The organism is Halalkaliarchaeum sp. AArc-GB, assembly GCF_031432225.1.
Lineage (GTDB): Archaea > Halobacteriota > Halobacteria > Halobacteriales > Haloferacaceae > Halalkaliarchaeum.
In genome coordinates this window covers 15,277-35,470 of record NZ_JAVKGM010000009.1, presented here as the reverse complement: position 1 = coordinate 35,470, position 20,194 = coordinate 15,277, and the positions used below count along the sequence as shown (strand labels likewise).

The following is a 20,194-nucleotide window of genomic DNA, read 5'->3' as shown; positions in this document are numbered from 1 at the left end:
GGTAATATAAGGTCATTGTTCTTCCTTATCCGACATGGATGTTCATGGGGGCACCCGACGCGGGGCTACAGCTCCGACGGTTCGAACGTCCCTTCGTCGGTGATCACCCGATCGACGAGGGACAGCGGGGTGGCGTCGTAGGTCGGGTTTTCGATCCTCACGCCCTCGACGGGTTCGAGCATCACCTCGCTTCCGGGCCGGAACTCGTTTTCGAAGACGAACTCCTCGCCGACGACTTTGGCCCCCGAGCCGACGACGACCACCGGCACGTCGAGCTGGCGTGCGGTCGCCGCGATCGGGAACGTTCCCACGCGGTTGTAGTAGGTGTCGTCGGCGATGCAGGTCATGCCCAGCACCACGCGGTCACAGTTCCGGAGGAGGTGGCCCATCGCGGAGTCGACCGCGAGCGTCGGTTCGACGCGGTCGATTCCCGCGAGCGTCCGTGCGGTTTTCCGGCCGAGGTACCGCGGACGCGCCTCGGTGACGTACGCCTCGAGGTGGCGACCGGAGGCAGCCGCGGCCTCGACGGCCTCCAGGACGGTCGTCGAGAAGTCGTGTGTGAGGATCGTCTCGCCGTTCGCGAACGTGTCGGCGGCGTTCTCTGCCGCCCTGCGTTTGCCGGATTCGACGTCGTCGATCACGCGATCGATCGTCTTCCGGAGCAGTTCCTTCGCCGACGTCACGTCGTCGGCGTTCCCGACGACCGCGTCCTCCAGCTCCCGGACGGCGTTGTGGAGGGTTGCGTGTGAGGGGTTTGCCCGGCGGAGCACCCCGGCGTTCTGTTCGACGTCACGTTCGAAGGGGGTAAGCGACGTGTACTCCCGATCGAGCAGCTCCTCGAACGCCCGGGCCGCTTTGACCGCGACCGTCGAGGAGCTGTGTGTGCGCATCTCCTCGATCTCGGCGACCGTCTCGTCGATCATGTCCGACCGGTCGCTCGCTGGAGATGAATAGCTTGTGGGCTCACGCCACTAGACCGGACTGCGCTCCGGCTCGTCCGTTCGTTCGGTCCCGGAATTCTTATCCCCCGCCTCACTGACCGTTGGGGCAATGAGGCGGAGTGATCCCGGATGACGACCGACGACCGCATCGAGGAGCTCCGTCGCCGACGCGAAAACGCGGAGAAAGGCGGCGGAAAAGCGCGGATCGAGGCCCAGCACGATCGGGGGAAGATGACCGCCAGGGAGCGGATCGACTACTTCCTCGACGACGGGACGTTCCACGAGTTCGATCAGTTCCGGACTCACCGGACCCACAAGTTCGGGATGGAGGAAAAGCAGATCCCGGGCGACGGCGTCGTCACCGGCTACGGCGAGGTCAACGGGCGGACTGTGTTCGTGTTCGCCCACGACTTCACAGTTTTCGGCGGGTCCCTGGGGGAAGTGTTCGCCGAGAAGGTCTGCAAGGTGATGGACAAGGCGATGGACGTGGGCGCGCCGGTGGTCGGGCTCAACGACTCGGCCGGCGCACGCATCCAGGAGGGCGTGGCCTCGCTTGCGGGCTATGCGGAGATTTTCCGGCGCAACACCGAGGCCTCGGGTGTGGTGCCCCAGATCTCGGCGATCATGGGGCCGTGTGCCGGCGGAGCGGTGTACTCGCCGGCGATCACGGACTTCACGTTCATGGTGAAAGACACCAGCCACATGTTCATCACCGGCCCGGACGTGATCGAGACGGTGACCGGAGAGCAGGTTTCCTTCGAGGAACTGGGCGGTGCGGTCACCCACTCCTCGACGTCTGGGGTTGCCCACTTCGCGGCCGACTCGGAGGAGGACGCGCTCGACGACATCGCCCGGTTGCTGTCGTATCTGCCCCAGAACAACCTCGAGGACCCGCCACGCGTGGAGCCGTGGGACGATCCCGAACGCACTCCCGAGGAGCTGTCGGAGCTGGTGCCGAACGAGCCCCGGAAGCCGTACGACATGGTCGCGGTGATCGAGGCGGTCGTCGACGAGGGGTCGTTTTTCGAGGTCCACGAGAACTTCGCGAAGAACATCGTCGTCGGCTTCGCGCGCCTCGACGGCTACAGCGTCGGCGTGGTCGCAAACCAGCCCCGGGTCAACGCCGGCACGCTCGACATCGAGGCGTCCCAGAAGGGCGCGCGGTTCGTCCGCTTTTGTGACGCGTTCAACATCCCAATCGTCACCTTCGAGGACGTCCCCGGATTCATGCCGGGCACCGACCAGGAGCACAACGGGATCATCCGCCACGGCGCGAAGCTGCTGTACGCATTCTCGGAGGCGACGGTGCCACTGTTGACGGTCATCACCCGGAAGGCGTACGGCGGGGCCTACTGCGTGATGTCCTCGAAACACATCGGCGGCGACGTCAACTACGCGTGGCCCACCGCCGAGATCGCGGTCATGGGGCCGAAGGGTGCTGTCAACATCCTCTACTCGGACGAGCTCGAGGCCGCAAGCGACACCGAGGCCCGGCGCGAGGAGCTCATCGAGGAGTATCGCGAGGAGTTCGCCAACCCGTACACTGCGGCGGATCGCGGCTTCGTCGACGACGTGATCGAGCCGCCGGACACGCGCAAACGGCTCGTCGACGACCTGGAGATGCTGCTGTCCAAGCGGGAGAGCCTCCCGGAAAAGAAACACGGCAACATCCCGATCTGAGGCAGCGACGATGCAACTTCACATCCCCGAGGACGCGTCCGACGAGGAGGCGGCGGCCATCGCCGCGGCGATCGGTGCCCACCTGCGGGATCGGGCCGCAGCCGCAGCCGACGCCGGGGCCGAGCCGAACTGGGACGGCAAGCGATGGGCGTTCGCAGGTCGCCTCGAGGGGCTCGGAACGCGCGGCGCTCGCGATTTCCGACTTCGCGACGGGACGCCGACTGATCCCTGGACTGCCAGCGGGCGTCGGAACCGGTTTTAAAAGCCTCGGGTCACTCCGCCCGAGGCTGTTTCCCCCGACGTTTTACAGGCTGTCGAGGAGAATGCCCCGGGGCTTGACCCCGGGGCGATTCACCTGCTACTTTTCAGAATAATTTCACGATAGCGAGGTTCGAGCGAATGCGAGAACCTCGGAGACCCGTGAGCGAGCGAAGCGAGCCGTGAGCGAGCAGAGCGAGGTTCGAGCGAAGAGAGACCTCATAACAACGGTGGGGGCGAAAAGAATTTGCGACCGCCGGAAGGAGTGACCGTCATGAAAGTACACGTCGGGTCGGGTGCGACGGACGAGGAGGCGGAAGCGATCGCCGCCGCCCTCTCGGAGCATCTCGCCGTCGAGATCGAAGTCCACGTCGGTGACGAGGGAGCACCAACGGCCACGGCGACCCCACCGGAAACGGAGTACCCTCTCGAGGACGACCTCGGTCCGACAGAGCGGGAGGCCGCCCTGCGCGAGGAGATCGAAGACATCCTCGAGGGCGGCCCGGAGAAGTACCGGGACCGACTCCCCGAACAGGGCAAACTGTTCGTCCGCGATCGGCTGGAACTGTGGTTCGGCGAGGAGGACAGACCAGTCGACCCCGACCCCGGCCAGGGGGGTGACGGCGAGGCGCCGACCGGCCTGCGGTTCGAGGACGGCAAGTTCGCGCACTTCGACGCGTGGCATCCGAACAGCCCGGAGGTCGAGGAGTACGAGGAGGGGAACAGAGTCCCCGCAGACGGGCTCATCACCGGTGCGGCGACGTTCGAGGGGCGGGACCTCCACTTCATGGCCAACGACTTCACCGTCAAGGCCGGTTCGATGGCAGCCCACGGCGTCGAGAAGTTCCTCCGGATGCAACAGCGGGCGCTCAAGACCGGCAAACCCGTGCTGTATCTGATGGACTCCTCGGGCGGGCGGATCGACCAACAGACCGGCTTTTTCGCCAACCGCGAGGGCATCGGGAAATACTACTACAACCACTCGATGCTCTCCGGCCGGGTCCCCCAGATCTGCGTGCTGTACGGCCCCTGTATCGCGGGAGCCGCTTACACACCCGTGTTCGCCGACTTCACGATCATGGTCGAGGGGATGTCCGCGATGGCGATCGCCTCCCCGCGGATGGTGAAGATGGTGACCGGCGAGGAGATCGACCTCGAGGAGCTGGGCGGCCCCGCGGTCCACGCCCGCCACTCCGGTTCGGCGGACCTCATCGCCCGCGACGAGGCCCACGCCCGACAACTGGTCGCGGAACTCATTTCCTATCTCCCCGACAAGGCCGGCGACGCGCCGCCGCGATCGGAGCCGAAGCCGCCACGATACAGTCCCGACGGCATCGACGAACTGGTTCCGGAAGAGCCCAACCGGCCGTACGACGTCCACGATCTGATCGAGCGGGTTGTCGACGCCGAATCCGTCCTGGAGCTGCGGCCCGACTACGGCACCGAGATCGTCACCGCCCTCGCCAGGATCGACGGCCGCCCGGTCGGGGTCGTCGCAAACCAGCCCACCCAGCGCTCGGGGGCGATCTTCCCCGACTCCGCGAGCAAGGCCGCGGAGTTCATCTGGGCGTGTGACGCCTACGAGATCCCCCTGCTGTACCTGTGTGACACGCCGGGATTCATGGCCGGCTCGCAGGTGGAAAAAGACGGAATCCTCGAGGAAGGCAAGAAGTTCATCTACGCCACCTCCGCGGCGTCGGTGCCCCAGCAGACCGTCATCGTTCGGAAGGCGTACGGCGCGGGGATCTACGCGATGGGCGGGCCGGCGTACGACCCCGAGAGCGTGATCGGCCTCCCGTCGGGCGAGATCGCCATCATGGGGCCCGAGGCGGCGATCAACGCGGTGTACGCCCGGAAACTCGACGAGATCGACGATCCGGAGGAACGCGAGCGCCGCGAACGGGAGCTCAGAGCGGAGTACCGGGAGGACATCGACGTCCATCGGATGGCCAGCGAGGTCGTCATCGACGAGATCGTTCCGCCCTCGGCGCTCAGGGACGAACTCGTCGCCCGGTTCGACTTCTATGCGGACCTCGAGAAAGGCGTCCCGGACAAGAAACACGGGACGATCCTTTGAGTGCAGGCTTCAACCGTCTGCACCGCCGGTACGTTTCGCGACCTCGTCGGTGCGCTCGGCGATGTCCACCAGCCGGGTCCAGCTGTTGATCCCGGCACGCAGCGCGACCAGGTCGCTCGCATCGACTGTCACCTCGACAGTTCGATCCCGCAACGCGACGGCGGCGCCGGCCCGGTCGTCGTCGAGTTCGCCCTGCTCGACCGCAACGGCGGCGGCGACGGTGCTCGCGCTCGCCTCGTCGGGGTAGATAAACGACAGCGTCGCAGAATGGGTGTCGGTCACGCGGCTCACGTCCCGGTTCGCGGGGATGGGTTCGACGTTACTCGACCTCGACTTCCTTGATGCCGCCGCCGCGCTCCTTCAACAGCACGCGGTGGCCGCAGTACGGACAGCGGACGCCGCCGTACTCGTCGAGTTCGACGTCGCGTTTGCAGCGGGAACACTTGTACGCCATCGTTACTCGTCGTCGTCGCCGGACAGCGCGGCGCGGATCGAGCGTTTGACCTGCGTTCCACCCGGCGTCTCGGGGCGGTACGCCCCGCCAGTGAACGTCTCGCCTGTCTCCTCGTCGACCCAGATGCCTGTGCCGATCCGTTTCACGTCGTTGCCGTCGACGGTCGCAGAGCGCATCTCGTCTTCGATGTCGCGAACGCGAACGCGGGAGACGCGCCCGTATCGCGCGCCGAAGCGCCCGGCGCTACCGACCGATCGGGCCTTCTGTTTAGCCATACAGTCCGGTATCGCCAGCGCGCGTAAAAACTTGTTGAGTCGAACGGAGCGTGTCACCGACTGGCGAGCGGCGCCGGAGGGGATGTATTCGCGCCTCGGAACGGTGGTTTTAACCCGAGAACCGAGGGACCACGAGTATGGTCGAAGCCATCGCCGTCGCGAGCGGGAAAGGGGGGACGGGAAAGACCACGAGCACCCTCGCGCTCGGGATGGCACTTGCAGCCGACTACGAGGTGACGGTCGTCGACGCCGACACCGGGATGGCGAACCTGCTGTTTCACGCCGGTCTGGACGACGTCGAGGTGACGCTTCACGATCTGCTCGTCGAGGGGACCGGCACGGCCGTCTCGGAGGCGACCTACGACCGGTTCGGTATGCGGGTCGTCCCCTGCGGGACGAGCCTCGCGGCGTTCGAACGCGCCGATCCGGCCCGTCTCCGGGACGTCGTCGCAGAACTCGCGGGCGAAACCGACGTGCTCCTCTTGGACTCGCCGGCGGCGCTCGGCTCGAAGTCGGCGGTGCTCCCGCTGGTGCTCGCCGACCGGATCGTCGTCGTGCTCCAGCCGACTGTTCCGTCGCTTTCGGACGGGCTCAAGGCCCAGGAGTACGCCCGGTCGTACGGGACGGAGACTGCCGGCATCCTCTTCAACAGGGTCCGGGGGGAACTCGGCGATGTCGCCGACAGGGCCGAACGCTACTTCGGCGGCACGACGCTCGCGGCGGTGCCCGAAAGCGACGCGATCAGGCAGGGTCGCCGGGCCGGAAAACCCCTTCTCGCGCACGCACCGGACTCCGCCGCCGCGGACGCCTATCGGGAGGCCGCAAGCGCACTCGAACCGCGGACCGGACGGGCCGACGACGTCGCTGCCAGATTCAAAAGTGCCGTCGTCCCGGAGACCCACTGACGGCCAGCCGACCGGACCGCCATGACGATCAGACCGCCATGACGATCAGACCGATATGACTGCCCTGACCCTCGATGACTCGCGCGGACTCTCCGTTCCACAGGGGGAACTGCGCAGCTCCCGAGTGGTTGCCGACCTCGGATCCGCGCTCCGAGGGGCGCTCGAAGCGGAACTCACCGGGTATCTCCTCTTGGAACCCCAGGAGACGCTGCTGCTCGACGGGGACGTCCGGGGTGTGCTCACGTTCGAGGAGGGCATCCCGACGCTCGCGTACGACGTCGCCGGGGACGAACGGGGTTCGCGGGCACTCGCCCGGATCGCCGATCCGGGCCCGTATCGAGTCGAACGCTACGCGACCGATCCGGAGGCGATCAGATCCCTCCACGCGCCCGACGCCGCAGACCCCTTTCGCGTCCCGCCGGGTGCGGCGGCCGAACAGCTGGCCAGGGACGCCGAGCTCGCGGCGGCGGCCCGACGGCAGGCACCCGACGTCGGCGACTCCGGGGAGGACGAGGATCCACTCGAGGCGTTCCTGGCCGACGAGGAGCGCGTCGAGGCGATCCAGGAACAGGCGCGGGAGGAGGCGAAGCGGCGTGCCGACGAGTGGGGGTTCACGGAGGAGGTCGCAGGCGACCGGTAGTTCGGCCGCCTCACGCGAAAACGACCACGACCACCTCGACGGTCGCCTCATCGTCCGGCGTGGCGAGCCGCAGTTCGAATCCGGCCGCGAGCAGCGCGGTCTCGTCGGCTCGTTCCTGGACGACGACGTTGTCGATCCGCTCGCAGGGACCGAACGAGCGCATCGGACCGGACGGACACGTCTCCGCCTGCCACGCCGACGCCGGCTCCGCCGCGCTGGCGATCTCGATCACCACGCCCTCGGTGTGGCCCAGCCGTTCGATCGTGTCGAGGTCGTCCTCGAGCAGGTCTCGGAACCCCTCGACTGCAGCCTCCCGTCGGTTCCAACTGTACTCGCCGTCGATCTCCCCGCTCGCGTGCTCGACCGCCCGTTCCAGCGATCGTTCGGTGTCACCGAGTTCGGTTTCGGCTTCGACATCGGCGCCCACGTCGCCGTGATACCCGAGCTGTAGGTACGCGAACGCCATCGGAACCAGCGCCAGCGCGAGCACGGCCGCTGCGACGAGCACGAGCTGTCCGCGTTCGTCGAACTGGCCCGCTGTGAGTCGGCACTCGCCGGTCATCCGTACCACACCCACAGTTCGACCTCCCCGTGTCTGGTGGTCACGGCCGCGTATCCGACGGGCACGCCGCGTGGCCGTTGCTGTCCGACCGCGCCGTACGGCCCGTCCGGTCCCGACACTTCCACCCGGTAGAACACGTTGTCCGGAAGGATCAGCCCGACGCGCCGCTCGAGGGCGTCCCGTTCGCGGTCGAAGCCGGACGCCGACCGAGTGAGTTCGGTGAGCCGGGTTTCGCCGACGTGGCGCGGCGGCTCGTTTTCCAGTACGGTCACGGTGTCCGATGCGTACCGGTCCAGCTGTGCGGTGTCGGCTCCCGCGGCGGGCACGCCGATCCCGAACGTGACGGCGACACCGAACACGAACACGACCCCGACGATCGCCTCGATCAGCGTGATCGACAGCTGTCCGCGGCGAGAAGCACCTTCGGTCCGTCGATCAGTCCGAATTTGCGTCCGGTCATCCCCCGGCACCGACGGTCACCTCCAGCCGGGCTTTCGCCGTGGTCTCCGGCGTCGCAGTGATCGCGACGACGCCGTCGGTCCCCTCCGCGTCGACGGTCACTCGGAGCGTCGCGGTCCAGGGCACCGACGCGGTTGCGGTCCCCTCGAGCCCACCCGGATCGTGGAGGAGGACGCGATCGTTGATCCGGATCGTCGACACCATGGTGTCGTTTTCGGGAGCGATCGTGACCCGGAGTTCGTCGGTCCGGCGTGGCACCGTCACGGCGTCGTCTTCTTCGAGGTCGAGCCGGTAGGTCCGTTCGTCGTCCGTGGCGAAGACGACGAGCCGTTCGACGCTCGTTCCCCCCGACGGATCACCCCGTTCGAGCAGCGTCCGACCGTCGATCCGGATCCGGAACGGACGGTCTTCGATCCCGGGTGAAAGCGACTCCACGTCGTCGACCGAGAGCGCCTCGGTTTCGCTTCGATTGAGCACGTTCTCCCGGCGAACGTGATCGACGTCCGGCGAGACGAGCCGGTCGGCGAGATCAGTCGCCACGTTCCGCTCGGCGGGGTCGCGCTCGGCGGCAGCGAGCGATCCGTGTGCGATCGCGATCGCAGATCCGGCGGCACCCACGAGCAAAAGCAGCGCGACCGCGAGGCTCACCATGTTGGCCTGCCCTCGGATCGGTCCGGTTTGCCGTCGTCCGACGTCGGTTCCCTGCGTCATCGGTTCTCCAGGCGGATCGTCGCGTCGATCGTTCCCCCATCCTCCTCGGCGGGCCCATCGCTCTGTCCGGCCTCGATCACTAGCACCGTTTCCGCTCCACTTCGCCAGGTTCCGGTGACGTCAGTCACCGACGCCGGAATCGCAAGTTCCGTCCTCGCTTCGATCTCCGTCTCGGGATGTTCGAGTCGGAGGATGGTGCCCTCCGCGATCACCCTGTACTGCCCGGACGCGATTCGGGGTGGGAGGTCCACCCGCCGTTCCAGCTCGACCCCGTAGCGTTCGGTGCCGTGGCGCTCGGGCGGGGCTGCCCGTTCGATCTCCTCGCTTGCGGCCACGAGAACCCTATCGGCGATCTCCTCGCCGGCCGCGCGCTCGTAGGCGGGGGCGATCCCGGCGTGCAGCGTCGTCGTGAGCAGGCCGATGAAAAGGACCACGAGCGCCGTCTCGAGCGTTTTCCCGACGACTGCAGTCGTCGCCCGGTCGGTTCCGCCGAGAAAACTGCGGGCTTTTCTCCTCGAGACAGGATCAGCCATGGTACACCTCGAGTTCGACGTCGTGTACCACGACGTAGCCGGTTCGCTCGTCGTCGAACCGTGCCACGACGCTCGGCTCGTCGTCTCCGTTAAACGTTTCGACCGACGTGGACGCCCCCTGACGTTCGAGTTCCCGCTCCCAGGCGTCGGTCGTCCTCGTCTCGACAGCGACGGCGTACTCGCCGTCGCCGAGTTCGGTGCGGTCGTGCGAGACGGTCGTCCGGAGCGTGAGCGTCGAAGCTCCGGTTCCCCCGTACGACACCGGGTCTACTGGATCGAGATCGACGACGCCGACGAGGAGCACTCCTTCGGATGCGGCCACCGGTGGCCCCTCGTGAACTCGTGAATACCCACCCCGAGACTCGACGACTGCACCGCCGAGAGAAATCACGCGATGGCCGTCGGTTTCGTACACGACCGCGCCGATCTCCCACGTCGAGATCGGCTGGCCGTCCTCGAGGACGCGGATCGTCCGTTCGGTGGTTCGAAGCGTTCCGTCAGTAAACGACAGCGTCGATTCGCGGGTGCCCGTCGCCGTGACCGGTTCGATCCCCTGCTCGAGGCCGGTGGCGACTGCGTTCGCGTCCGCGGTGGCGGCGTTCTCCTCGAGAGTGACGCCAATCGTGAGCGTGAGCGCCCCGAGGCTGAGTACGGCGATCCCGAGCAACAGCGCGACGCCGACGACCTCCGACTGGGCGCGAGCGGACGAACCGACCCCGACCGGTCGTCGGTTCATATCGCACCCACCCCCGCGAAGACGAGATAACAGATACAGACGAGCACGCCGGAGTGTAACAGTGCCTCGTATCTGTTCCGGGAGGCGATCCCGGCGAACCAACCGGAGGCGAGCATCGTCGCCTGAGTGACGACGTAAAACCGGAAGCCGTCGCGCTCGGGGTCGATCGTCGCCGGATCGAGCGCGAAGCCTGCCGTCCCCGGCGTCGACGACAGCTGCGTGAATCCGTCGACGATGTACTGGTTGACAGCGACGACGATGCCGACGATGAGGATCGCCGTGGTCCACCCGACGACCGCGTACACGAGCATCGCCGACCGCAGCGACTGCTTTTCGTGGTACAGCCGGCCGATCTCCGACTGCAAGTTCTCGAAGACGGTTTCGGTGTCGCTGCCGGCCTCGAGGGCGCCGGTGACGAGCCCGACGGTTTGTTCCCCCAGCGGCGTTCCCACACGCTCGACGAACCGATCCAGCGCGGCGGTTCGCCTGTCGGAGGTGCCCTGGAGCGTCCCACCGGCGGCGACGTTTCGTTCCCGGACGCCTTCGGGTGCGGAGGTGAGTCCGAGGTTGAACCCCAGATCGGCGACGTCGTCGTCGAGCGGCCCGAGATCGACCTCCCTTGCGACGACCCGGACTGCTTCGGGGAACGGCCGTCCGAGCGAAACGTGTCCGGAAACGGCGTGAACGAAGTCGCGGATCTCCCTGTCCTTGGCATCGTCGAGCCGTGCTCGCCGCAGAGCGACGACACCGACGGGTAGCCCGTACCCGACGTACCCGGCGAGGATCGCGTTCACCGGCCCTGTGCCGGACTGCGTGGTGGCAATCGCGACGGCTACGCCGAGCGGCACACAGACGACCGCAGCGCTTGCGGGGTTGCTCCGTGCAGTTTTGAGAGTTGCCACCGGGCCGTCCGGACGGACGTAACTCGTGTGTTGATCGTCCGGGCGGACGCTTTCTACGACCAGCACCGCAGCGACGCCGACGAGCAGGATGAACCCGGCGCTCCCATAGACGGCGAGCGCCCGCATGCTGACAGGTCCGGCAGGCGTCGACACCGGCTCGGCCAGGCCGGGCGCGAGCACGCTCATGACCGTGAGAACGATAACGAACAGTGCGGGCAACACGAGCAACACGACGAACAGCTCGGCGAGGAGTTCGAGATAGCCGGATGCCCGGGTGCGGGCCCGTTCCTGGCGGTGGCTCAACATCCGACTCTCCATGCGGAGATAGCTCTCCAGCGCGTCTTCGCCCTGCATCGCGTGTTCGCGGAACTTCAGCAGAAACGGCGCGAGCAACTCCCTGGACGGCGTGTCCCGCGCGACCCGTCTCAGTCCAGCATCGAGGCTCCCGGTGAGCTCTGCGGTGTTGAGCGTCTTCCTGAAGGCGACTGCCGACTCGCCGTAGGCGTCGTTTCGGGCGGTCCGCCGGAGCATCTCGCGGGCGTCGTCGCTCCCGGAGGAAAGCGAGTGGAGATACCGGACTGCACCCGGGAGCGTCCGTTCGATGTCGTTTCGACGGGCGGTGGCCATCCACCGGAGATACAGCCCACCGGTCCGGATCGTCGCCGCCTTGACCGTAACCGCGAGAACGGCGGCGCATCCGACGGCGATAGAGAGACGGGAGACGGCAGTGAACGGTTGGACGCTCGCGATCCGCAGCAGGACTGCGTCGACCCCCGCGAGGGTTCGGTCCGGCACCGCAAGGAGGAGGCCGACGCCGAGGACGCAGGCGAACGACGAAAGCAGCCACGACAGGGCATACAGCCGGGACAGGAACACGTCGAAACTGACTCGCAGATCTGTCGCCCGATACCGACGACGGGCCGTGGCGTGTTTCGTCCCGTCCGCGTGGCGGGCGAACAGTGCGTACAGCGCACGATCCAGAAGCGACAGTCGCTTGTCGTCGGCGTCGACGCTCATCTGTCGCCCCCAGCCTGGGGTCGCCCGTTTGGAGACTCCGTCTCCGCGCGTCCGCGGCTCACGCGTTCGACGGTCGCCGCTTCGTCGGCGGTCAGGTCCGCGAGGAAGGAGAACAGTTCGTCGACGTCTGTGATCCCTTCCTGGACCAGGTACGCGACGTAACGGTGTTTCCGATGGAACTCCCGTTCGACTGCCGACACCGGGCGATCGGTTCGTTCGGCCAGCCGGTGGAAGAACCGGAACCCGAAGCGTTCGTTGTCGAGAGCGTTCGGGCCGCGTTCCGTTCGGCCGCCATCCCCGACCGTCGATTTTTCACTTCTGTCCGCTCCCCCGAGGTTCGGATGGTCGTACGCGAACCGGAATTCCCCGTCCGTCGTCCTCCAGGCGACCGTATTCCAGTAGATCTCGCTGCTTCCCTTCGAGACGACGCCGGCCCGATCGGTTCGGTCGACCCGGTCGTCCGGGGCCGTTTCCCATGCGTCGGTCGGCAGATCCTCGTACTCCCCCGCCGAGAGAAATTCGACGATCCGGCCGACGTACCGGTCGCCGTCGACATGACGGGGGAACACGACAAGATCGATCTCGCGGAGCAGATACGACGGAACCCCCTGCTCGATCAGCCGGTTGACCAGCGTCTCGACGTCGTCGGCGTGTAGTGTGCCCAAAAGCCCGTGGCCGGTGTTTAGCGTCTCTGCGAAGGTTTCGAACGACGCCGGCGTGTTGATCTCCGCGATGACCTCGATGTCGGGATTGAGGTAGTTCGTCTCGGTCATCAACTCGGCCATCGTGACTCGCTTGTACTCGTTTTCGTGTTCGCGGGTCGTCAGCGAGATCCCTGTCTCGTGGGGAAACACGACCTCCCGCGACCCTTCGTCGATGCTGATCGGTCGGTCGTCGAACCCGACGAACGGCATGTGGGCGTTCAGCAACGTCGTCTTTCCCGCCCCGGTCGGGCCGCAGAACAGTCCGACACCGTGGTGTTCGTACAGCAGCCACAGCAGCGTGACCAGTTCCGTCGAGAGAGTGTCGTTTTCCACCAGATCCACGGGCGTGAGGACGTCCGTCGCCTGTTTCCGGATCGAGACGTGGGGACCTCCCTCGCTGATTACGGGCAGCGCGACCGCACACCGGACGGTTTGTTCGACGCCGTCGAGGTCGAGGTTGACCTTCGCGCTGGGCGTCGCGGCGTTGAGCTCGGTGCCGTCGTGGGCCGCGAGCTGGGTGACGACGTTGACGAACCGGGTCTCCTCGTCGAACCGGAGGTTCGTCGGCACCCGGTCGCCGCCGACGCCGGCAGACGGGAGCGTCCCCGTCCTCGGGATCACCTTCACCCGCTCGCCGATCCGGTTGGCCTCGACGTCCTCGAGATGTGGATCCCGGATCGGCACGGTGAGGATGTCCTGACCGACGAGATCTCGCAGCACGTAGTACACCAGATCGTCGAGGCGATCGGGCGCGAACCGGGAGTCGACCGGCGGCACCGCCAGATCGTACGCCGAAAGCGCCGACCGGAGGCGGTACCGGGTGGCGTCGAGCCACGCCCGGGTGTTCCGGGCGGTGAGCCGCCGAGAGAGGAACTGCCTGGCTCGCGTTTCGACGAACGATCGACGGTCCTCCAGCACGCGAGTGACGTTCGTCTCCCAGATCCGCGCTTTACACTCCCGGATGAGCTGCTCGTCGCCCGGCAGTAGATCCGGCTCCAGGACGGCGTATTTCGTCGTGAACTGGTCCGAGCCGAGGAGGTGTTCCCGATATATCACGACGTCGACCTCGAACCCGGCGAACTCGACGCTGTAGGTGCCGAGTCGCTCCCCGGCGACGCGTTCGGCAAATCTGGCGTCGCCCGCGTAGCCCGTGTGAACCGGCGCGAACCGATCGGTGTGGACGACGAGTTCGGCGTCGTCCCCGACGTCGGCGACCTCGACCCGCCCATCGAGCGCGACGGGAGTGAGATCGTCGAACAGCCGCAACGCAGAGAGGGCGTGGTAGTCGATTCGGCGTCGGGCGGCCGGGGAGGCGTCGAGCAGGCGATCGAGCGCCCGTTCGTATTTCGGGGCGAACCCGCGTCGGGCGCGCTCGATGGCTCCCTCCCGGGTCAGCGGTCGGCGGTGGCTTCCCCCCGAGAAATACTCCCGGACGGTTCGGAGCCCGTCGCGGTCGCCCGCTGCGAGCCCCGGTTCGCGGACGTCGTACCTGAACTCGCCGTCGACTTCCTGAATCGTCGCGACAACGTCTTCGATCACCTCGTACTGGGCACGCACCTCCGGCGCGTACCACGCATCGGGACTGTCAGGCGGTTCCGGCGGCGGAACAGTCGGCGTTCCTCCGTGGGTTTCGTTCCATCTGCCACTCGACGACGATCCCTCGTTTGTGCCCTCCGGTCGGGCTGGCGTCCCATCCATCGACAGACCGCTCCGTGTATATTCCGAGTTGTCCTGTACTGGTATTTAAGGGTTAGTATCTAGAAAAAGAGGAGGAAATTAACAAAACCGAGGGATGTAATAGGTGCAGTCGATGGCCACCGAATGCAGTCGGCGTATCACTCGTGACCGCTGATCGGCACGGGCTCGTACGGCTCCTCCAGGTATTCGACGTCACTGTCGCGGAGGTCGATATCGAGCGCCTCGATGGCGTCCTCCAGGTGTTCGATACTCGAGGTGCCCACGATCGGCGCGTCGACCACGCCCGTGTGGAACTGCCAGGCCAGCGCGATCTGGGCCATCTTGACGCCCTTCTCGTCGGCCAGTTCCGCGACGCGGCGGTTGATCTCCTCGCCGCCACCCTCCCGATACGGTCGATCCAGCGACGACTCGTGTTCGCCCCGGGTGGTCGCGTCGTCCTCCTCGTAGGGGCGCGCCAGGTAGCCCGCCGCGATGGGGCTCCACGGGATCACGCCGACGCCCTCTTTTTCACACAGCGGCAGCATCTCGCGTTCCTCCTCCCGGTAGACCAGGTTGTAGAGGTTCTGCATGGTGGCGAACCGCTCGAGGCCCAGCCGGTCGCTCGTGTACAGCGCGTCGGCGAACTGGTGGGCCCACATCGAGGAGGCGCCGACGTACCTGGTCTGTCCCCGCCGTACAGCGTCGTCGAGCGCCCGGAGCGTCTCCTCGATGGGCGTGTCGTCGTCCCACCGGTGGATCTGGTAGAGATCGACCGTGTCCATTCCCAGCCGGTCCAGCGACGCGTCGAGCTCCTGTTCGATCGTCTTCCGGGAGAGGCCGCCGGAGTTGGAGTTCGACTCGTCCATCTCGCCGTACACCTTGGTCGCGACGACCATCCGGTCGCGATCGTAGTCGGCGAGAACGTCCCCGAGGATCTCCTCGCTCTCGCCGTTCGAGTAGACGTTCGCGGTGTCGAAGAACGTCACCCCGAGTTCGATCGCGCGCTCGATCAACTCCCGGCTCTCCTCGCTGTCGAGCATCCAGTCGTGGCCGCTGCCGAAGCTCATGCAGCCGAGACAGATCTTCGAGACGGTCATCCCGGTGTCGCCCAAGGTAGTGTACTCCATGTCTCGGGATGGGAGCGGGATGACCTTATAAGTGGGCTGGGTCGTCGGTTCGCTCACCCGTGTTCCACGAACTCCACGAGGACACCACCTGTCGAGCCGGGATGCAGGAAGGCGACCTCGTGACCCCACGCGCCCGGGCGGGGCTCGTCGTCGACGAGTTCGATCCCCATCCCGCGTGCGGTCTCGAGGGCGTCGGCGACGTCGTCGGTCGCGAACGCGAGGTGGTGGACCCCCGGCCCGTGCCGTTCGAGGTACCGGCTGATGGTTCCGCCCTCCTGGGGTTCGAGCAGTTCGAGGTAGCCGTTCCCCAGATCGAGGAAGATCACGTCCATGCCGTTGAACCGCTCCCGGTGGGCGACGGGCGCCTCCAGCAGCTCATTGAAAAGGGCCTCGAGTTCGTCGGCCTCGCGGGTCGCAATGCCGGCGTGATCGAACGCCATCTCCGGAACGTCCATGTCCGGGTGGCCGCAGGGAGCCCTCAAAAGACCACTGGCTGCAAAGAGCCCAGCGCGCGGGGGCCCTTAAGTAGGATCCCGTCGATGGGAGCGTATGCAGCTCTCCAACACCGATTCGATTGCAGGCAGGGACGTCGCCGAAACGCTCGGAGTCGTCCGAGGTAACACAGTCCGTGCCAGGAACGTCGGCCGCGATTTCACCCAGAGTCTCCGCAACATCGCCGGCGGAGAGATGAAAGGCTACACCGAACTTTTGACCGACGCCCGCGAGGAGGCGCTCTCGCGGATGCAACAGGAAGCCGAGGAGCTCGGCGCCGACGCGGTCGTCAACGTCCGGTTCACGACCTCCGGCATCGCCGACACGGGGGCGGAGATCCTCGCGTACGGCACCGCGGTGCGGCTCGAGTGATTGCCCGAGTGCGGTCCTATCGTAGTGCGTCGAGTTCGAACTCGAAGGCGGCAACCGGGAGTTCGAGATCGTGTTCGACCAGCACCTCCGGGTGTAGTTCGCCGATCACGCCCACACTCTCGCCGTCGATCACGACAGACGCCGCCCGTCCGGGGAGGAACGTCGGATGTTCGGTCGGGGGGGTCTCCAGATCGACGCCGAAATCGCGGGCGATCGCCGCGAGGCGGCTCTTCGCGTCCTCGTAGGTGGCGTCGTGGCGCGCGAGCACGCCGGCGACGTGGTGGCTTTCGGCCACGGAGGTGTTTTCACGCTCGTCGTACTCGGCGACGAAGCCGACCTCCGCGAGGTCCTGGGGATACGATCGGTGGGTGTTGTTCTCCAGCACCATCACGAGCGACGGGAGCGCCCAGGTCCGCAGCTGGGTGTAATCCTCGCTGTACGGCTCGGTGATGGTGGCGGGTTCGCCGGCACCGAACACCGGCGCGCCGGTTCCGTCGTCGCTGTCAGCTCCCATGCCGGGTTCGATCCGCATCCGGTCGTGGTTCTCCTCCCCGGAGATCATATGGAAGTTCAGCATGTCCTCGAAGCCGAGTCCGACAAGCTGCGTCCGGACGGCGTCCTCGAGCCGGGCGCGGTCGTGTCGCCCACCGACGGTCGCGACGTCGGGGTACCGCGGCTCCAGATCGTTGAACCCGTACGCCCGGCCCACGTCGTCGACGAGGTCCAGCGGGTGGAGCACGTCGACACGGTAGGGCGGAATCTCCACCTCGTAGGTGACCGACTCGCCGAGGGTGTAGGTCGCATCGAGGCCGGAGCGCTCGAAGAGGTCGACCACCTCTTCGGGCTCGAACTCGACCCCCAGCACCGTCTCGATGCGGTCGTGGCTGACCGACTTCGTGTCGACGCTGAAGTCCGGGCGACGGAGGGTTCTCCCCTCTGTGGAGACGGCGTCGTCGGGAGCGTCCTCGGAATACCGAACCTCGACGTCCTCGATCGTTGCCCCCCGCGCCGACAGCGCATAGCAGACGATGTTGAGCATGTGATCGATCGTCCACTGGTCTGTGCCGGTCATCTCGACGAACAGCTCCCGGGAGCTGGTCGACACCTCGGTCCGGCGGCCGTTGATCACCGGCGGGAACGAGAACAGCCCGATCTCGTCGTAGATGGCGGGCATCCGGTCGTAGTCGGCCACCAGGTCGGCGTACTCCCGACCGGTCGGGTGCTCCTCGAGCACCTCGCCCGGGGTCACCTCGGCGTCGAAATCCAACGGGACGAACGTGTCGCCGTCGGGGTCGACGCCCCGATACGTGATCGAGTTGTTCGCGCCCTCGACGGTGGCCCGCCCCTTCAACATCGCCAGGTCGTGGATCCCGATCGCGCCCTTCGCCCGCTTGCGGCCCATCGTGGCGTGGAGCTTCTCCTGGAGCTGGATCAGCGAGTCCAGCGCGTCGTCGTCGAGGTCGATTCCCCGGACGATCGCTCCCGTGACGTACGGGCGCTGGTCCGGAGTCGACGCCTCGACCTCGATCGTCCAGTCGGCGTCGTTCGTGTCGGGAACGTGGACGCCCCGGTCGTCGCCGTACTGGTACCGCAAGGATCGGGCGACGCCCTCGACAGAGAGCCGGTCGAGACGGTCCGGCGCGAACTCCAGCTGGAACGCTCCATCCTCGGTCTCGCCTTCGAATTCCAGTCCGAGATCGAACAGGTCCCGCTTCAGTTCGTCGTCACTCTTCTCGGCCTGGCCGGTGAGCGTCCGCAGCTCGTCTGGGTCGACGTCGACGACGGGCATCAGTAGCTCACCTCCGCGTTCCGGAGGAACTCGACGTCAGTCAGGGTCCCGTGGAGGTCGCGGATGTCCTCGGCGCCGGTGGTGAGCATCGCGAGCCGCTCTAAGGCGAGCCCCCAAGCCATCACGTCGCAGTCGACGCCCAGCGGTTCGAGCACCTCCCGGCGGAACATCCCGCTGTTGCCGATCTCGATCAGTTCGTCGGTGACGGGGTGTCGACCGAACAGCTCGAAGGACGGCTCCGTGTAGGGGTTGTAGTGGGGCTTGAACTGGATGTCGGTGATGCCGAACTGGCGGTAGAACTCCTCGAAGGTGCCCATCAGATCCCGCACCGAGAGGTCCTCGGCCATCACCCAGCCTTCGATCTGGAAGAACTCCAGCAGATGTGTCGCATCGAGAGTGTCGTTGCGGTACACCTTCTCGACGGAGAAGTACCGCTGTGGCGGTTCGAAATCGACGCGCTGCGGTTCCCTCTCGCCGCCGAAGGTGGCGTCGGCGTACCCGGAGAGATACCGCATCGAAAGCGACGTGGTGTGTCCCCGGAGGTCGACCTCGCGGGCCACCTCCTCGGTCCAGGGTGAATGGTAGCCGTCGCCGTCCTCGTCGACGCCCTCGAGGTGGGCCGCCTTCACGTCAGCGACCAGTTCTTCGGGCAGTTCCTGGATCGGGGGCACGTCCAGCGCGAACTGGTCCCAGTGCGTCCGGGCGGGGTGGTCCTGGGGCATGAACAGGCAGTCGTTGATCCAGAACTCGGCGTCGGCGTGGGGGCCTTCCATCTCCTGAAAGCCCATCCCCACGAGGGTTTCCTTCACGCGTTCGGCGGTGCGCCGGAGGACGTGTTTGCGCCCGCCGGTGATCTCCGGGGCGTCGGCTTCGACGTTGTACTCGGCGAACTCGACGTCGCGCCACTCCCCGCTCGAGAGCATCTCGGGGGTGAGTCGGTCGATCGTCTCGGCGGCCTCGATCCCCTCCATCATGGCGGTGACGCCCTCCTCGGTGAGCGTGACCGTCCGGACGGTGTGCTCGAGCCGGTCGATCAGGTTTCGTTCCTCGAGTCGATCGAGTACTGCGGAATCGACGTCGACGTCGACGCTGGCCTCGTCACCCGACTCGGCGAGCGTCGCGAGCGCTGCAGCCTCCCTGTCGGCGTCGGGATCGGCGTCGGGATCGGCGCTGATCTGGCCGTTTTCGACCGTGCCGTATCCCTTCCGGGCGTAGTTGGCCAGCGCGATGTCGACTGCTCCGCCCTCGAGCCCGCTTTCGCTGATGGCCTGTCCCATCGACACCGGTTCGTCGGCCCCGCCGGCGCCGACGGCGGCTCGGTAGAGCCGAACTTCCGGGAGGCCAGTCTCGACGTAGTCGGCCCCCTCCTCGGTGAGCGTGATCCGTTCGTCAGTTCGTTCGACGACCTCGAGCAGTCCGGTCTCCTCGAGTTCGAACGCCGCACCGGTGACCGTCTCGGGTTTCAGCCCCGTCTCCTCGCTTAGCGCGTCGATGCTTCGTTCGTCTGTCGCGCTCGCCGCCTCCAAGACGGCGAGCTGTCGTTCCGGGAGTTGCATTCGTGTCGTGTGTGTCGTGTCGGTATCGTCAGTTATCCGTTCCGAATCTCCGAGCGGGTTCCATGGGAACCCGGCGTGCCTGGGCCGCGCTCGTCGGGCGACCGCGCCGACCGGTTTCACCGCCCCGACCGCGGGGGCGGATCCGCCGGCCGATCAGGCGAAAACAAAGCCGAACCCGTCGGCTGGCGCTTCGCGAGCGGGCACGTCGGTGGCGGGTTCGGATGCCATGGGGGAACGAAGCACGCGGACCGTTATAGGGGTTTTCGTTCGAGACGGTGAGTGAACTACATTCAGCTTAATCGGGTTTTGCACCCGGCTTAACTGGAT

At 66.6% G+C, this 20,194-nt stretch carries 21 protein-coding genes; 6 read left to right on the top strand and 15 right to left on the bottom strand.

Features of this window, described 5'->3' with window-relative positions:
- Positions 1-65: 65 nt before the first annotated feature.
- Positions 66-923 (bottom strand): translation initiation factor eIF-2B, encoded by an 858-nt coding sequence (locus RH858_RS09945; RefSeq protein ID WP_259535032.1) that lies wholly within the window; start codon positions 921-923, stop codon positions 66-68.
- A 147-nt stretch (positions 924-1,070) separates the two neighbouring features.
- On the opposite strand from RH858_RS09945, the gene RH858_RS09940 reads away from it, so the two are divergent.
- The 3 genes from RH858_RS09940 (at position 1,071) to RH858_RS09930 (ending at position 4,956) form a co-directional block, all read left to right on the top strand.
- A complete protein-coding gene (locus RH858_RS09940; protein ID WP_310561723.1) occupies positions 1,071-2,621 on the top strand; it encodes an acyl-CoA carboxylase subunit beta in 1,551 nt (516 codons plus the stop codon).
- A gap of 10 nt (positions 2,622-2,631) precedes the next feature.
- Positions 2,632-2,883 carry an acc operon protein gene (locus RH858_RS09935; protein ID WP_259535035.1) on the top strand — a complete coding sequence of 84 codons (252 nt, stop codon included), beginning with the start codon at positions 2,632-2,634 and terminating at the stop codon, positions 2,881-2,883.
- Positions 2,884-3,153: 270 nt separating this feature from the next.
- The gene (locus RH858_RS09930; RefSeq protein ID WP_310561722.1) at positions 3,154-4,956 is read left to right on the top strand and encodes an acyl-CoA carboxylase subunit beta; all 1,803 of its coding nucleotides are present in this window, start codon (positions 3,154-3,156) and stop codon (positions 4,954-4,956) included.
- Positions 4,957-4,965: 9 nt separating this feature from the next.
- Here the strand turns inward: RH858_RS09930 and RH858_RS09925 are convergent, their stop codons facing one another.
- The 3 genes from RH858_RS09925 to RH858_RS09915 are packed head-to-tail and all read right to left on the bottom strand — an operon-like array spanning position 4,966 to position 5,685.
- Positions 4,966-5,238, bottom strand: a complete 273-nt coding sequence (locus tag RH858_RS09925) for a KEOPS complex subunit Pcc1 (protein ID WP_259535038.1) — start codon at positions 5,236-5,238, stop codon at positions 4,966-4,968.
- Positions 5,239-5,275: 37 nt separating this feature from the next.
- On the bottom strand, positions 5,276-5,410 hold the full coding sequence (locus tag RH858_RS09920) for a DNA-directed RNA polymerase subunit P (protein ID WP_259535040.1): 135 nt from the start codon (positions 5,408-5,410) through the stop codon (positions 5,276-5,278).
- Between the two features lie 2 nt (positions 5,411-5,412).
- The gene (locus RH858_RS09915) at positions 5,413-5,685 is read right to left on the bottom strand and encodes a 50S ribosomal protein L37ae (protein ID WP_259535041.1); all 273 of its coding nucleotides are present in this window, start codon (positions 5,683-5,685) and stop codon (positions 5,413-5,415) included.
- A 137-nt stretch (positions 5,686-5,822) separates the two neighbouring features.
- On the opposite strand from RH858_RS09915, the gene RH858_RS09910 reads away from it, so the two are divergent.
- Both RH858_RS09910 and RH858_RS09905 read left to right on the top strand, forming a co-directional pair.
- Positions 5,823-6,590, top strand: a complete 768-nt coding sequence (locus RH858_RS09910) for a P-loop NTPase (RefSeq protein WP_259535042.1) — start codon at positions 5,823-5,825, stop codon at positions 6,588-6,590.
- 55 nt (positions 6,591-6,645) lie between these two features.
- Complete coding sequence (locus tag RH858_RS09905; protein WP_259535043.1) at positions 6,646-7,230, top strand: hypothetical protein; 585 nt, start codon at positions 6,646-6,648, stop codon at positions 7,228-7,230.
- Between the two features lie 10 nt (positions 7,231-7,240).
- On the opposite strand, the gene RH858_RS09900 is transcribed toward RH858_RS09905, so the two are convergent.
- From RH858_RS09900 to mce, 9 genes are all read right to left on the bottom strand, one after another.
- Positions 7,241-7,792, bottom strand: coding sequence for a hypothetical protein (locus RH858_RS09900; RefSeq protein WP_310561721.1), 552 nt, complete (start codon positions 7,790-7,792; stop codon positions 7,241-7,243).
- The gene (locus tag RH858_RS09895; RefSeq protein WP_259535045.1) at positions 7,789-8,262 is read right to left on the bottom strand and encodes a hypothetical protein; all 474 of its coding nucleotides are present in this window, start codon (positions 8,260-8,262) and stop codon (positions 7,789-7,791) included. The genes RH858_RS09900 and RH858_RS09895 overlap by 4 nt, the downstream gene beginning before the upstream one ends.
- Positions 8,249-8,962 (bottom strand): hypothetical protein, encoded by a 714-nt coding sequence (locus RH858_RS09890; RefSeq protein WP_310561720.1) that lies wholly within the window; start codon positions 8,960-8,962, stop codon positions 8,249-8,251. The genes RH858_RS09895 and RH858_RS09890 overlap by 14 nt, the downstream gene beginning before the upstream one ends.
- Entirely contained in the window at positions 8,959-9,495 is a 537-nt protein-coding gene (locus RH858_RS09885; protein ID WP_259535047.1) for a hypothetical protein, read from the bottom strand. Before RH858_RS09885 ends, RH858_RS09890 begins: the two co-directional genes overlap by 4 nt.
- On the bottom strand, positions 9,488-10,231 hold the full coding sequence (locus RH858_RS09880; protein WP_259535049.1) for a hypothetical protein: 744 nt from the start codon (positions 10,229-10,231) through the stop codon (positions 9,488-9,490). The genes RH858_RS09885 and RH858_RS09880 overlap by 8 nt, the downstream gene beginning before the upstream one ends.
- Complete coding sequence (locus tag RH858_RS09875) at positions 10,228-12,150, bottom strand: type II secretion system F family protein (RefSeq protein WP_259535050.1); 1,923 nt, start codon at positions 12,148-12,150, stop codon at positions 10,228-10,230. Before RH858_RS09875 ends, RH858_RS09880 begins: the two co-directional genes overlap by 4 nt.
- Positions 12,147-14,552, bottom strand: coding sequence for a type II/IV secretion system ATPase subunit (locus tag RH858_RS09870; RefSeq protein ID WP_259535051.1), 2,406 nt, complete (start codon positions 14,550-14,552; stop codon positions 12,147-12,149). The genes RH858_RS09875 and RH858_RS09870 overlap by 4 nt, the downstream gene beginning before the upstream one ends.
- 137 nt (positions 14,553-14,689) lie before the next feature.
- Entirely contained in the window at positions 14,690-15,658 is a 969-nt protein-coding gene (locus tag RH858_RS09865) for an aldo/keto reductase (protein WP_310561719.1), read from the bottom strand.
- Between the two features lie 53 nt (positions 15,659-15,711).
- The gene (mce, locus tag RH858_RS09860) at positions 15,712-16,098 is read right to left on the bottom strand and encodes a methylmalonyl-CoA epimerase (protein WP_259536521.1); all 387 of its coding nucleotides are present in this window, start codon (positions 16,096-16,098) and stop codon (positions 15,712-15,714) included.
- Between the two features lie 109 nt (positions 16,099-16,207).
- On the opposite strand from mce, the gene RH858_RS09855 reads away from it, so the two are divergent.
- Entirely contained in the window at positions 16,208-16,522 is a 315-nt protein-coding gene (locus RH858_RS09855; RefSeq protein WP_259535053.1) for a YbjQ family protein, read from the top strand.
- A gap of 16 nt (positions 16,523-16,538) precedes the next feature.
- Here the strand turns inward: RH858_RS09855 and pheT are convergent, their stop codons facing one another.
- Positions 16,539-18,311 (bottom strand): phenylalanine--tRNA ligase subunit beta, encoded by a 1,773-nt coding sequence (pheT, locus tag RH858_RS09850; protein ID WP_259535054.1) that lies wholly within the window; start codon positions 18,309-18,311, stop codon positions 16,539-16,541.
- A complete protein-coding gene (locus RH858_RS09845) occupies positions 18,311-19,867 on the bottom strand; it encodes a phenylalanine--tRNA ligase subunit alpha (RefSeq protein ID WP_310561718.1) in 1,557 nt (518 codons plus the stop codon). The genes pheT and RH858_RS09845 overlap by 1 nt, the downstream gene beginning before the upstream one ends.
- Positions 19,868-20,194 lie beyond the last annotated feature (327 nt).

What these genes read in the sequence shown, in the direction of transcription:
- pheT (WP_259535054.1), bottom strand. Translation starts at nt 18,311, where the DNA reads ATGCCCGTCGTCGACGTCGACCCAGACGAGCTGCGGACGCTCACCGGC.
- RH858_RS09855 (WP_259535053.1), top strand. Translation starts at nt 16,208, where the DNA reads ATGCAGCTCTCCAACACCGATTCGATTGCAGGCAGGGACGTCGCCGAA.
- RH858_RS09880 (WP_259535049.1), bottom strand. Translation starts at nt 10,231, where the DNA reads ATGAACCGACGACCGGTCGGGGTCGGTTCGTCCGCTCGCGCCCAGTCG.
- RH858_RS09875 (WP_259535050.1), bottom strand. Translation starts at nt 12,150, where the DNA reads ATGAGCGTCGACGCCGACGACAAGCGACTGTCGCTTCTGGATCGTGCG.
- RH858_RS09905 (WP_259535043.1), top strand. Translation starts at nt 6,646, where the DNA reads ATGACTGCCCTGACCCTCGATGACTCGCGCGGACTCTCCGTTCCACAG.
- RH858_RS09870 (WP_259535051.1), bottom strand. Translation starts at nt 14,552, where the DNA reads ATGGATGGGACGCCAGCCCGACCGGAGGGCACAAACGAGGGATCGTCG.
- RH858_RS09890 (WP_310561720.1), bottom strand. Translation starts at nt 8,962, where the DNA reads ATGACGCAGGGAACCGACGTCGGACGACGGCAAACCGGACCGATCCGA.
- RH858_RS09915 (WP_259535041.1), bottom strand. Translation starts at nt 5,685, where the DNA reads ATGGCTAAACAGAAGGCCCGATCGGTCGGTAGCGCCGGGCGCTTCGGC.
- RH858_RS09865 (WP_310561719.1), bottom strand. Translation starts at nt 15,658, where the DNA reads ATGGAGTACACTACCTTGGGCGACACCGGGATGACCGTCTCGAAGATC.
- mce (WP_259536521.1), bottom strand. Translation starts at nt 16,098, where the DNA reads ATGGCGTTCGATCACGCCGGCATTGCGACCCGCGAGGCCGACGAACTC.
- RH858_RS09940 (WP_310561723.1), top strand. Translation starts at nt 1,071, where the DNA reads ATGACGACCGACGACCGCATCGAGGAGCTCCGTCGCCGACGCGAAAAC.
- RH858_RS09845 (WP_310561718.1), bottom strand. Translation starts at nt 19,867, where the DNA reads ATGCAACTCCCGGAACGACAGCTCGCCGTCTTGGAGGCGGCGAGCGCG.
- RH858_RS09935 (WP_259535035.1), top strand. Translation starts at nt 2,632, where the DNA reads ATGCAACTTCACATCCCCGAGGACGCGTCCGACGAGGAGGCGGCGGCC.
- RH858_RS09885 (WP_259535047.1), bottom strand. Translation starts at nt 9,495, where the DNA reads ATGGCTGATCCTGTCTCGAGGAGAAAAGCCCGCAGTTTTCTCGGCGGA.
- RH858_RS09900 (WP_310561721.1), bottom strand. Translation starts at nt 7,792, where the DNA reads ATGACCGGCGAGTGCCGACTCACAGCGGGCCAGTTCGACGAACGCGGA.
- RH858_RS09910 (WP_259535042.1), top strand. Translation starts at nt 5,823, where the DNA reads ATGGTCGAAGCCATCGCCGTCGCGAGCGGGAAAGGGGGGACGGGAAAG.
- RH858_RS09930 (WP_310561722.1), top strand. Translation starts at nt 3,154, where the DNA reads ATGAAAGTACACGTCGGGTCGGGTGCGACGGACGAGGAGGCGGAAGCG.
- RH858_RS09945 (WP_259535032.1), bottom strand. Translation starts at nt 923, where the DNA reads ATGATCGACGAGACGGTCGCCGAGATCGAGGAGATGCGCACACACAGC.
- RH858_RS09920 (WP_259535040.1), bottom strand. Translation starts at nt 5,410, where the DNA reads ATGGCGTACAAGTGTTCCCGCTGCAAACGCGACGTCGAACTCGACGAG.